Raw genomic sequence first — 13,264 nt, 5'->3', positions numbered from 1 at the left:
TGATAATTTCCTCACAATAGTATAAACTTAATCCACTATGTTGTTCTTGATTTTTCGTCGTAAAAAAAGGTTTAAATACTAAATTTTCATGCTTAGATGGAATACCAAAGCCATTGTCTTGAATAATTACATTTATTTGCTGAAAATTAACTAAAATACTTTTTATAGTAATCTTAGGTTGATAATTTAATTCTTCTTCATATTTATAAAAAACTGATTCAACAGCATTTTTCAGAATACTTCTAATAATAAATTCTAATTGTGAATTAATAACACATTTTTGAAATAATTTTGAATCATACTCTTTTCTAAATTCTATTTGAGCAATTTCTAAACAACCAAAATTTGATCGCATTTCATCAATAATTTTAAAAACTATCTTTTCAATCCAATTATTGAAATTAGTACAATTAATTGGAGTTCCATCTTCAAAAGATGGAAAAGTGTTTTGAACTATATTAATCACTTTTTCTCCACTTTCTTTTAATATTACCAAATTCGTCATATAGTCAAGCATTTGTTTTGATTCTTGTGATGATAATTCTTGCGATAGAGTTAAGTTGGAAAAAGTTTCTCTTATTTGAAAAATCGGATTAGCTAATTGATTCGTTAGAATTGAATTGAATTTTGTAATGATCGAATTTATCTTTTGATATTCACGAACACTTAATAATAAACAGAGCATCCCAGTCAAATCTGTTTTTTTATTTTTATAAAGACTTAATAATAAATAGAAGATTCCAGTCAAAACTGTACTTAGAAAAATTGGAGCTAAGGGAATCCAGTATCCATTTAAAAATAAAATATAATGAATACTAAATACGATAACAGAACTTCCTCCTATTACCAACAATATGTTAATAAGGTATTGAAAAGGATCTGAATTAACTTTTATCAAAATAAATGAAATTCCCAAAGTCCAAAGCCATAATTCTAGTAATTCTACCCAATCAGGAATACTTTTGATTAACGGTCTTTCGTCTAGAACTGAACTAATAATTTGACTGGTTAAATGAGCGATATTGGAAACCCCATAAGTTTTTTTAGGTAATTTTTTATCTGTCAACGACAAAGGAGTAATAAAGGTATCATTTATACTAGGGGCAGTACCAGCGATAAGAACAATTTTGTTGGTAAAATCTATCTTATTATTCTCATCATTTAATACGTCAAGTAAAGAATATTTTGGAAAAGGTTTACCATTTTTTCTCCAATTTATTAGAATTTGATACCCACCTCCTTCATCACTAACGTAGCCTCCATCTGTCGGTCTAAATATTGGAAATGAAGTTTCTTTTAATTGCATCCATTTGTTATTAATCTCTGAATGCTTCGGTTTAATTCCCTGATTTGATAGGTACATCAAGGCTAGTTTAAGAGACAAACTAGGAATTTCTGGATGGTTTTTTAAGTTAGGCCATAAAAATCCTTTTCTTATAATTAAATCTCTATCAACTGGTACAGCTATATCTCCCACTTGATTTTTTTCCAACAGAACTGGAGGAAATTCTAGGGTTTGTTCTCCCTTCGTTAAAGTTGAGCCTACTCCGATAAGATTAGGCGTTGTTTGAAAAACTTCTCTCAATTGTTTATGGCCAGGAGGCACTGGAATATCTCGAATTATGTCTAATCCAATAATCGGACTAAAGTGTAGTTCATCCTCTTTTTCTTTTCTTTTTTCTATTTTATTCTCTGTGACTTTTAATAACAGTTGGGCTAAAGTTCCATCAGGAATAGGGTAGCCAAATTCTCTAATATCCTCTTCTTCAACTCCTATAATAACAATTCTATTGTCAGGTTTGTCTTGAGGTTTTAAGGCAAAAAAGTAGTCAAATATTTTTAAATCCCATTGTTCTATATCTAGAATCTTTAAATTTAATCCTCTAATCTCCCAAATTCCTGAGCTAATAATAATTGATATCAAAGTTACTTGAAAAAGCTTATTAGAGTTAATACTTTTTAACCAATTGATTAATGATAAGCGATTGTGCATCAAACCAAAATCCTTTTTCCGCTAATAGTTTAATTTTTTCTTCTATTGATATTGTTTCTTGTAATAATCGAGTAAGGTTTTCATCCTTAACAATGGCAAACGACATCCTTAACGATTGACAACTTTCGGGACATTTATAACCTACTGCCAAAATATAGACTCCAGGCTCTAGGGGAGGCAGGTTTTCTGGATACTTAACGGCAAATAGATTCGACTTTGGATTTATGTCCTCTCTCCATACACTTTTAGCCCCTTTCTTGGCAATTAAGTTAATTTGGAGCGGGTATTCAGGGAGCGTTTCGACATCAATCCAAAATTCAGGGTAGGATTTTAGCGTTTGTCCTTTATGGTCAGAGGGAGCCAAAACCTTTAATTTTAATATTTTTTCTGTCCCTCCCCGTTTTCCCTGGAACTCGATATTTTGCCTTTCCGTTGCATCACTGGGGGGTTTATAACCTTCATTCTCTGGAGTTCGATATTTTCACTGTCAGTTGACGATTCTTGTCTATTTTCTTGTGCATTGTTTCTATTTCCCTGTGATTCAGCTACTGTAGTTAGGGTATTTAGCAGTATTTGAGATATTATGATACTATAAATGGCTATTTTCATAATTAATTAAAGACCATTATCTAATATTTGTCAGTAATTTTGATTTCAAATAAAAGTATGTTGCTATTTTTCGGTTTATAGTTTAAATTCAATCATAGCCAAATTTTTAGACTGTGACCATTCTAGCTAGTTTAATTTTAATTCTCTATTAGATTATGAAGATTAGGACTAAGATAATTATTTATTTTTTTTTACCCTTCTTATATTACTAAAGACAAATTTAGTTACAGCAGAAATTAGTGAGAATACATCATTTCAATTGCAATACATTAGCGAATTATACAATAGAGGGAATTATCATCAAATTATTTCTTTAGAAAAACAACTTGATCCTCATCCAACATTATTACAATATTTGTCCTCGTCTTATGCTAATTTAGGTCTATTTGACGAGGCTATTGCTATTTTAGAAGATTTATTAGAAAAATCCCATGAATCAAGTAACATTAGCTCTATTAAAGCTAATTTAGCGCAATTATTGCTGAATAAAGGAAAATTAGCTCAAGCGGAAAAATTAGCTCTAGATGCTTTTAATTCTTCTAGGGATAGTTTAAGTAAAAAAAGTATAATTAGTGGCATACTCGGTAATATTTATTCTAAAAAAGGAAAATATCAACAAGCTAATTCTTACTATAATCAAGCCTTACCTGAGCTAAATAATTCTCCTAAACTTCACGTTTTGAACAATTTAATTACTACACAAAAATTATGGATTGAAGAATTGACACAAGATATTCAATGGGCAAGACTTTGGAATGATAAAATAAATGATAAAACAGTCGCTGAACTTTCACAACAGATTAATAAGATCAATCAAGAACATCAAAAAGCTGTAGAACAATCTTTAGCTTTAAGTGAAACTTTACAGGGAGTCGATTTTTTACGCACTCAAATTTTATTAAAAGAGCAATCTAAATTTTCTAAAAATCAGTTATTCCTAAAAGTAAAAGAACTTCCTTTATCTCTATCAAAAGGAGAATTGTATTTACAATTAGGACGACCTCAATTTGCTCTAGAAGTTGCCCGTAAAACACAAAATAAAAGACTTCTTAGTTTTGCTTTAGGTGCTTTAGGAAAGGAATTTAAAGCCAAGGGAAATTTACCCAGAGCTTCTACCCTATTTCTAGAAGCTCAACAGACTGCCATGCAGATAGGAGCCTGGGATAGTCTTTATTTGTGGCAATGGGAATCCGCTAAGATTTCTCTTCAACAAAAAGATAAAGAAAAAGCTTTATCTTCCTATATTAACGCTCTTAAAACTCTTGATCGTTTGCGCCCTGAATTAGCAGAAATACGTCAACAAGGTCAATTTACTCAAGATATAGAGCCTTTGTATTTAGAAGCTTTAGAACTCGGTTTACAACAAGCTCAATCTTCAACGGATTTACTCAAGCTTAAGGAAATCTTACAACAATACCAGATAGCCTTAGTTGAGAATTATTTTAATGCTCCTTGTCCTCTGGATTTAGATTCATTTAATACTCTAGAGACAGGTCAAGCTTTTGTTTATTTTGTTTCTTTACCTGAACAGACTTACGTTATCCTAGAACTTCCTGAAAATAACTTATCTCACTATAAACTTGATTTAACTCAATCTGAGTTACAAAAATTAGCCACTCAATGGCGGTCTGAATTAAAGTTTGAGATCACTGAAGATTATAGGAAGACAGCTAATATACTTTATGAAAAACTTATTTCTCCTCTTGAAAATCAGTTAGCAAAAAATAAAATTAAAACTCTTTTTATTCAGCCGTCAGGGGTTTTACAAAATCTGCCTTTCGCAGCCTTAATGAGTGGAGAAACTTATTTAATTGAAAAGTTTCAGTTGGCTTTTTCTCTTGGTTTAGGTCAATCTAACTCAATTAAAATAGCTGATACTGGCAAAATTTTTGGTTTATCAACTTCCTCAAAAGCTGATGACGTTAACTGGCCTGATTTACCAGGAGTTTTACAAGAAGTTCAACAGATACAATTCTTAACTAATATGGAGATTACCATTAATGATTCGTTTACTTATGAGAATTTGTTAAATTCTGTCTCTGAAGAAGAATCTATTTCATTTCTTCATCTAGCCACTCATGGGCGTTTTGGGGGCAATGCTGAACAATCCTATCTCTTAACATACGATCAGAAACTGTCTTTATCTGAGCTAGAAACTTTATTGCTTAAGAACAATCTCCCTCTTAATTTGTTGGTGTTGAGCGGATGCGAAACGGCTGTTGGAAATGATCGAACAATTTTAGGCATGGGAGGACTATCCATTCGTACCGGGACTAACAATGTTATCAGTACCTTGTGGCGAGTAGGAGATACAGATAGTGCAGATTTAACTCCTCATTTTTATCGTTTCTATCAACAAGAATATCCCCCCATTGAAGCTCTTAGAAAAGCCCAATTAGCTATGTTACAGAGTGATAATCAACACCCTTACGACTGGGCTGGTTATGTTCTTTTGGTCCCGTGATTACTTTATTATCATTTCTTTACTCTTCGTCAAAATCTTCTTCATTTTCATCAAACGCTCCATCGCTTCTCCCAAGACAAATCCCTCGATTTTTTCCTCTGGGGGAAGTCCATCTCAAGAACCTATATTGACTCTCTCCGCTCTTATTCTTAACAAGGCGATTTTTTTCCTCATAAATTTCTGCTTCATATAGCATCACTTCTTTTATATATCGTCTCAGTTTCTTGACAATCTCATCCGACGTTATAGTTGTTTTGTTAAAAAATCCTCTGACTCCCCAAAATTGCGCTCTGTCTAGTTCTGGCTCTACATCTCTCCTTGTGAGCATAAAAATAGGGATATCCTTAAATCCTAATTGTCGAATTATTTCTATTAACTCAATTCCCGATGTTCGCCCCGACAAGAAGTACGAAACTACTATTATATGTATCTCTAAATTGTCTTTATTATCCCAAAGTATTCGCACTGCCTCAGCTACGCTTCCTGCTGCAAAGGCTTTGAGTGAATCGCTTTCATTGTTGTTGATATAGTTAGTAATTAAATGGCGAGTACCTATTTCAGTATCAACAAAGAGAATATTAGTTATTTCTTGCACTTTACTCTCTTTTTTTTCGATTTTTTCTCCTGTCTTAGTCTGTTTCATAGAAAATATGCAGATTTGTCCATGTTACTGCATTGTATCAAAACAAGCCTCTTCTATCTTCATAATAAAAAGTTATATTTTGAAAATATTGTTGATTTCTTCTTTTAAAGATTTATGCGCTACTGCGGAGCAGCTCCCTTCGGGATCGCCAAGGGATAGTGGTCAAATATCTATTCTCTAATTAAAAATTTTAGAAAAATTTATTACTCTAAAAATTTATAATTTACAGAAATTGTTTGACAAAAATAAAACATCTTTGATATTTTGATAATAATTTTACTTACTAAATTGAGTTAAAATCTAGGTGATTTTTCATGTTACTACTCTTGACATTAATCACAATATTAAATATTTTTTTACCCTGTGCTGTTGCTCTAGAAACCGATCCCTATCCCCAAAGTCCGAAAGACCGAAGACTCGTATTATCTGCTAATCAAAATAGCGAAACCTATACAATAGACAATATAATTATTAAAAATAGCTCAATTTTGACTGAAGAACAGAAAAATAATATTAATAAAAACTGGCAGAGAGAATATCAACAATTAGATGATCTGTTGGCAGCAGGATTAGAACTAGCTACTTTTATTAGTACAATCTATAAAAATCAAGGCTACATAACATCATGGGCTAATTTTCCTCCCCAAGATCAATTAAATGAAGGAATTTTAATTATAGAAGTTTTTGAAGGTTCTCTAGAAGAAATTGAAATTAATGGAGCAAAAAAGCTAGACAAAAACTATATTTTATCTAGATTAAATTCCGCTTATGAAAAGCCTTTAAATAATTTTCATTTATCAAATAATTTAGATAAATTATCACGAGATCCTCTGATTAAGAGTTTAAACAGTGATCTTCAAGAAGGCAGTCAGAAAAATTTAAGTATTCTCGTCTTAAATATTGAAGAAACTTTACCTCAAACTCTATCTTTTCAAGGAAATAACACCGCACCGGCCGGGACAGGCTCTGAAGAGGGACTTTTCACTTATAACAATAAAAATTTGTTTGGAGGGGGACAAGAATTCTTACTTCAATATGGCAAATCAGAAGGTAAAGATTTAGGATATATTTCTTTTAATTTTCCTGTAACCTCTGAAAATACCAGATTACAGTTTAGAGGACAAATTGAATCTAATGAAATAGTTGTCGAACCACTAAACTTATTTGACTTTGAAAATGATGTAACAACTGTAGGCTTAGACTTACAACATCCTGTCATTGATAATAAAAATAATTCTTTGCTCTTATCCTTAAGCTATGATTACCATCGGAGTGAAAATTTTATTTTAGGAGAAAGATTTGAGTTTGATGAACGATTTCCCAACGGAATAGCAGAGTATCAAGTTCTCAGATTTTCTCCACAATGGATCAATCGCTCTCCTAATCAGGTTTTTAGCCTAAAAGCTCAATTCAATGTAGGAATTGAGCGGAGTTTTTTTTACACTCAATTAGATTTTGATTTTTTACAAGCATTCTCTGAGAATTTACTATTTTCTTTCCGAGTAGAATCACAATTTGCTGATCAAATATTATTTCCACAGGAGCAGTGCAAAATTGGGGGCAGCCAATTTGGTAACGGCGCGGTTCGGGGATATGCGCGACAAGCTTTTCGTAATGATAATTGTATTGTGGGTTCTGCTCAAGTTCCCTGGACTGCCTTCAAGGATAAATTTGTAGGGTGGGAAATTAAACTTGTTCCTTTTCTAGAAGCTGGATATGTATGGGAATCGGAAGATTCTATACTTCCCAAACAAACCTTGGCTAGTTCTGGAGTAGAGTTAGGTTTTTCATGGGGAAGCTTTTCTGTTTCTGCTTATTATGGACTTCCGTTGATAGATGTTGTCGATGAATTGGAAGAACCGTTTGGTATCAGAGGTGGCTTTAACTGGCAGTTTTGAGGTTAAAACTACAGGTTTCTTTTCTATCGGGTTCCATATAAACTGCTATGATCCGACCGTCTGTAGTCTTGATGATTGCGTTAGCTGAAGGAGTTACCCCTTCCCCTTGCGTCGCTGACCAGTCAACTTCTTCATCTAATCCTAACCACGTAATTTGCTCAATCCCGTCATAAGGATTCTGAGGTAATCCACCATTTCCGCGTACAACAAACTTGTTGACTTGATTCGGACGATTTAAACAGCTAGATATTAGCTCGGAATTATTTTTATTATTAAAAGATATAGGATCACTAATATTATTTTGATCCTCATTTTCTAGAGCTTCAATTTCAACTTGACCATCAATTCCTAATTCAGAATTTGCAGTTATTTCGCTAGTTGAGTCTTGTAAAATAGCTTTTGCGCTAATAAAAATATTTCCACCATTTCCTAGAAAAGCATTAGAAGCAACTCTACTATTATTTCTTAATAACAATGTTTCATCAGCATCAATAAAAATATTTCCGCCATCTCCAGTAGCTTGCCCTTCAGAACTAGATACTATCCTGCTTTGATTTAGAGAAATAGACTTAGTAGAAATTAAAATATCTCCTCCATTTCCAGAATTGGTATTTGAGGAGATTAAGCTAAAATTATTGAGATTAATATTATCACTATTTATTTGTATTTTACCTGCATTTCCGATTCCTAAATTCCCATTAGAAATGATGCCATTATCTGATATAGATAAATTATTGGTATTAATTACAATATCACCTGACTGACCTTGTAATGATTCAACTGGAGTATCAGGAGTAGGTAGAAAAATTCCTGATCCAATGACTCCAGACAGTAATCGCTCTGGAGAACTCAAAAAATCATCCAATGCTAGGGTTATGACTTCTATGTTAGGCCCTTTAATTTCTATAGAATTAGCATTAATACTTAAGTTTCCTGCATTACCTTGTGCAAATCCTCCAGTTACCAATGTCCCCCCATCAACTATCTTTAATTGATCAGTATTAACGGTAATACTTCCACTATCTCCTTGAGCAAATCCAAAAGAAACTAACTGCGAAGGCGTTATATTATCTTGATTATTTCGTAGTAAATCAATAGAATCAGCGTTAACAATAATACTTCCGGCATTTCCCAATCCAAAACTAAAAGTAATTACCGCTCCTGCATTTAGAACCTCCAATTGATCTGTAACTATTGATACTTCACCTCCTTTTCCCAATCCAAAAGTAGTTGTCCCAATACTAGATGAATCATTTTGGGCAGATTCTCCATTTACGTTTATTTTATCGCTATTAATACTAATATTTCCTCCATTAACTGAAAAAGTAGTCGTATTAATAGTTGCCCCATTTACTACATTAATATTATTAGAGGAAATATTAATATTTCCTCCGTTTCCTAATCCTAATGTCTGGACTATTATACCTGTGTTAATGTTTTGAGAAACAAGGTTATTATTCACATTTAATGAGTTTGTGTTAATACTAATATCTCTTAAGGTATTTTCTGAAAAATTTTGCATTAATATCAAAGAACTATCAGATAAATTAATTTGTTTAGCCGTTAAAGTAATTCCTCCATTAACCCCAGAATTACCAAAAGCACTGCTACTAATAGCAGATTTTGAAAAGAAATTAATATTTCCTAAAGATTTCGTTTGACCATAATCAAAATTATTTAATTGGTCAAACTTTACTATCCCTTTTTTTACAGCAGCTAATTCAATTCTACGGTCTAAAGTTCTGAGAACTCCCCCCTCAAAATTAATATTATTTCCAATTAACGAAATTGTACCTCCTGGTATTACTGTCGTTGCTGTTGCTCCTTCTATCTCCGTAAGAGGAGCAAAAGTTGAAGGAAATCCATCGTTGGGAAAAGAACTTGAGAAAGTGTGTCCATTTCCATTAATGTTAATATCTCCAGGGTTTTTGAACATAAAAGCAACAGGGTGAGTTACAGTCATAAAAGCTTGTCGATTATCGATATTCTCGGTAGTAAATTCCGATCCATCTTCAAAAATAATTCCTCTTGCAGTTGAACCAAAAAAAGAACCTGATATTGCTAGTGTCGAATTAGGTCCAAAAACAATGCCATTAGGATTGAAAAAAAACAAATTAGCGGTTCCAGCTACTCCTAAAGTACCTAAAATTGAAGAGGGATTATTTCCTGTAATTCGACTGAAAATATTTTGAACTTGGCTAGGGTTGGCAAAAATAGCAGTTTGTCCTTCCGTAACGCTAAATTCTTGAAAACTGTGGAATAGATTACTTCCTAATTGTATTCCGCCTTGAATGCTGATTATGTTACCATTTGGTAATGTTAATGACCCTGTTGATGGATCTGCGATAATTTGGGCTGTAACTGGAGATAAAGAAGAAAAATAAGCTCCCATTGCCAAAATACTACTAACAACACACTGATTCGTAATTGTCATCATAATCACCACACTTGTTTATTAAAAATCAATGATTTCAATATGAGGATATTTTAACTTTTAATCCATCTTTCGGCTTTGCTACTGGAGTAAATTCAATTTCTAGATTTTGATTGGGAAGTAGATCCCATTGGCATTTACGAACCAAAAGTGAAGAAAAAATCTTCATTTCCAATCTAGCGAAGTCCTTTCCTAAACATTCTCTGATTCCTCCACCAAAAGGTAAATAACTAAAAGGTTTTTCCCCTTCTGCTCTATCTAAACCAAATCTATCAGGATCGAATACATCAGGATCTTGATATATATCAGTATCTTTATGAGTATTGCTAATTTGGTAAAAGATAAACCAATTTTTAGGAATATGATATCCATTTATCTCACAATTATTTATCGTCTGTCTAAAACCAGTACCAACAGGTGTATTAGTTCTCAGTAGTTCTTTCAACACTAAGTCTAAATAAGGCATTTCTTTTAACTGCATTATCGTTAATTGTTTGGGAAATCTTTGTTGTTCTTCTCTAATTTTACCTAGTATTTCTCCTTCTTGAGCCATTAAACGGCAAAAAGAGGCTAAAGTAGAGGTTAGAGTCCCGTATCCAGCAAATAAAATGTTCAATAGATGATCGCTAATCTCATCTACTAATAACTGTTTACCGTCTTCATCTTTAGCTTTAATAAGAATATCTAAAGCATCGCTATCGTTTGCCTCCTGTTCTTTTTGTCGTTTGATAATAATCTCTTTTAATTCTTTTTTTAATAAGTTTCGAGCTTTCCAGGCTTTACCAAATTTAGTCCACGGTAATTTGATCGTATTTAAACTAAATATACCTTTTTGCCATTGCTCATAAAGGGGTTTGAAAGAACTTTCAGAAGCTTTATCTAATCCAATTAAAAATTTAAAGGCAAGATCGAAGGTATAGTTTTCAATCTCAGGATACCAAACTATATTCTCTTGTTTCATCCAATAGTCGAGATATTTTTCAGTTATTTTTACCATCGTATTAAAATAACTATCTAACATCCGAGGTTTAAATACTTCATATAAAATTTGTCGCCTTTGTTTATGAATTTCTCCTACTTGTACACTAATAGAAGAATTACCAAATAGCATTTCAGTGCTTTTTGGTAATTTTACTTTAATATCTTTGCTAGTTAATAAAAATCTGTTATTTTCATTCCCATAAGCAAATATTGCTGGTTTATTGCCAATTTTTGTCTTAAATAGTTTCCCGTATTGACGAAACCTCTTATCTGCAAATTTTTTATCGAATAAGAATGGAATTAACTCTCCAATAATAGGCCATCCAAAAGATCCTGGAGGAAGAGAAAGGTTTTGTCTATTTTTTTTTTCATCTTACTTTAATTACTAATTTTACTCATTTTACACTTTTTGTTTCTAAATTACACTCTAAATCTTGTTTTAAATTTAATTTTTAGCTTCTGACTCTATACAGGTATTACGTTCTATCTCATTCAACAAATTACCTACTAATCTAGGTAAATATTGATTTTAGTAAGTTTTTTCTGTATATTTATTTTAGAAACGAAAATTTTATTGTGTTTATTTCATTATGAAAAAATTTTGGGTCATAACCAAGAACCGATATTTCATACCACTCAGCTTTTTCTTGTATAATGCTTTTAACCCCCCATTGGGGGGCCAGCATTTCGATGTTAGTAGCATCGAAAGCGACTTGCCCGATTACTGTACTAACACAGCAAAGGAGCCTTGAAGATGTTACAACTTGTTTCCTTATTTCATGGATTTTTCCCCACTGGTTTGTCGTGGGAAAAATTATTTCGTCAATTTTTCAAAGATTTTAAGGGCGCACCACGAAGTAGATTATTGATGGTGCGCTTTTTCGTTACAGAAAGTGCTTAGCTTAGAGCTTAGCTGAATATTCATTCGTTATTGACTGAAACCAGTCCCGACTTTGTAAGGTGTCTATGGTTGCGATAAATGTATGCACCTTTTTTTGAACCCTTGGAGAAAAATCATGTTATTAAAAATGCGCCTTGAACAAAACCTCGACTTGGGAAGAACCTTTCAGCAGAACCTAAAAGAACTCACAGACGAAAAGGAGATTGCTCGATTCTTTAAAAACTGTGGGGGCGAAAAACTTGTTCAATCCTACATCAAGCTAGTTGAATGGTGGGACAGTCTATCTCACGATTGGCACCACAAAATTCTCAATGCCCCTTTTAAATTTATCGAGGAAAAACTATGGTTCACCCTTTCACAGTTAAATCTCGAAGAACTACAAGAATGGTACAAAAATATTATTGAGCGATCGCAGGAATCCTTTCATAAGAAGGGAAATGAAATTCTTTCCCCTAATATCTGGAAGCGTGTAGCTTCTAAAATACTCCCTAAGCCCAAACGCACTAAACGGGTTCTCAAACTCCATCAAATAGTAGAAGAAGAGGGCTTTCAAGTTATTCTCGACAAAAAGGACTATCATTTTACTCCTGAATCATTGGAAGAATTCAAAGCTCAGGTTCTTTCAAGTGTCGAAGAACAACCCATTGTTACCGAAAATTTGTTCCCCTTCCTTAAAGAAAGAAACTTAGACCCCTTAGCCATTCTTTCTCCAGGCGATCGCGCTAAATTTGCTGAACGTCAACGAGACGAACTAGAACAGCAAGTCAAGCAACTCATTCAAGAGAAACAAGAGCAACAAGAGGAAATTTCTCAGTTAAAGCAACAGAACCAATCACAACAAACAGAAATTGAGGACCTTAAACAACAAAACCAACAGATTTTAGAACAAAACCAACAGATTTTAGAACAAATGCAAGAATTTAGACAATTCATGGAAGCAGCAAAATCTAAGGATTTAGCTACCGTTAAATAGCCTCTGATGTTTGCAAATACCGCCAACTATTAAGACTGACGGAAACTTGGCTTTTCGTAATAGCATCTATACTTTTTTGTGCCTTCGTTGCTATCAACAAGGGTCATGGTTTGCTATGAGAAAAATTAAATACTAATGCTGTTATTAATTAATAAACAATATGTTACCTGTTGCCTGTTTTTGGATGTCTTTTGTTATTGTTACCCTTAGTAGATTTGCCATTAAAGAAATCTTAGGAATAGAAATAGATCCACTGTACGGATGGCTTATGATTATTGGGCTAACCAGTAGCTTCAATTATTATTTTCAACACCGTAAAAAATGGGGATAAAAATGGACAATAATTCAACTTCTCAAATATCAGAAGA

At 32.8% G+C, this 13,264-nt stretch carries 9 protein-coding genes and 1 pseudogene; 5 read left to right on the top strand and 5 right to left on the bottom strand.

From position 1 onward, the window contains the following. Positions 1-1,993: CHASE2 domain-containing protein (locus CY0110_RS28175; protein WP_008278638.1), on the bottom strand; the 1,993-nt coding region annotated here is incomplete at its 3' end. Then, positions 1,950-2,357, bottom strand: coding sequence for a DUF928 domain-containing protein (locus CY0110_RS26035; RefSeq protein ID WP_008278637.1), 408 nt, complete (start codon positions 2,355-2,357; stop codon positions 1,950-1,952). The genes CY0110_RS28175 and CY0110_RS26035, both read right to left, overlap by 44 nt. 504 nt (positions 2,358-2,861) lie before the next feature. Between CY0110_RS26035 and CY0110_RS26025 the strand changes: the two genes are divergently transcribed. Beyond that, complete coding sequence (locus CY0110_RS26025) at positions 2,862-5,066, top strand: CHAT domain-containing protein (RefSeq protein WP_008278635.1); 2,205 nt, start codon at positions 2,862-2,864, stop codon at positions 5,064-5,066. 19 nt (positions 5,067-5,085) lie between these two features. Here CY0110_RS26025 and CY0110_RS26020 read toward each other — a convergent pair whose 3' ends face one another. Continuing rightward, positions 5,086-5,709 (bottom strand): response regulator, encoded by a 624-nt coding sequence (locus CY0110_RS26020; protein ID WP_008278634.1) that lies wholly within the window; start codon positions 5,707-5,709, stop codon positions 5,086-5,088. 314 nt (positions 5,710-6,023) lie between these two features. Here CY0110_RS26020 and CY0110_RS26015 point away from each other — a divergent pair, with 314 nt between their 5' ends. Next, positions 6,024-7,607: a ShlB/FhaC/HecB family hemolysin secretion/activation protein gene (locus CY0110_RS26015; protein ID WP_008278633.1), complete on the top strand. Its 1,584-nt coding sequence runs from the start codon at positions 6,024-6,026 to the stop codon at positions 7,605-7,607. Here the strand turns inward: CY0110_RS26015 and CY0110_RS26010 are convergent. Together CY0110_RS26010 and CY0110_RS26005 are read right to left on the bottom strand one after the other, a co-directional pair. Continuing rightward, complete coding sequence (locus CY0110_RS26010; RefSeq protein WP_083794124.1) at positions 7,591-10,044, bottom strand: two-partner secretion domain-containing protein; 2,454 nt, start codon at positions 10,042-10,044, stop codon at positions 7,591-7,593. The genes CY0110_RS26015 and CY0110_RS26010 overlap by 17 nt on opposite strands. A gap of 34 nt (positions 10,045-10,078) precedes the next feature. Further along, positions 10,079-11,350 (bottom strand): annotated as a pseudogene (locus tag CY0110_RS26005) (cytochrome P450); the annotation flags it as partial. 426 nt (positions 11,351-11,776) lie between these two features. On the opposite strand from CY0110_RS26005, the gene CY0110_RS30235 reads away from it, so the two are divergent. The 3 genes from CY0110_RS30235 (at position 11,777) to CY0110_RS30230 (ending at position 13,227) form a co-directional block, all read left to right on the top strand. After that, complete coding sequence (locus CY0110_RS30235) at positions 11,777-11,923, top strand: hypothetical protein (RefSeq protein WP_157464663.1); 147 nt, start codon at positions 11,777-11,779, stop codon at positions 11,921-11,923. A 115-nt stretch (positions 11,924-12,038) separates the two neighbouring features. Beyond that, complete coding sequence (locus tag CY0110_RS26000) at positions 12,039-12,896, top strand: hypothetical protein (protein WP_008278629.1); 858 nt, start codon at positions 12,039-12,041, stop codon at positions 12,894-12,896. Positions 12,897-13,056: 160 nt separating this feature from the next. Beyond that, positions 13,057-13,227: a hypothetical protein gene (locus tag CY0110_RS30230; RefSeq protein WP_008278628.1), complete on the top strand. Its 171-nt coding sequence runs from the start codon at positions 13,057-13,059 to the stop codon at positions 13,225-13,227. The last annotated feature ends 37 nt before the right edge of the window (positions 13,228-13,264 follow it).

Origin of the sequence: Crocosphaera chwakensis CCY0110 (genome assembly GCF_000169335.1) — a bacterium.
In the GTDB taxonomy this organism is placed as follows: domain Bacteria; phylum Cyanobacteriota; class Cyanobacteriia; order Cyanobacteriales; family Microcystaceae; genus Crocosphaera; species Crocosphaera chwakensis.
This window is presented reverse-complemented; position numbering and strand designations above follow the sequence as displayed.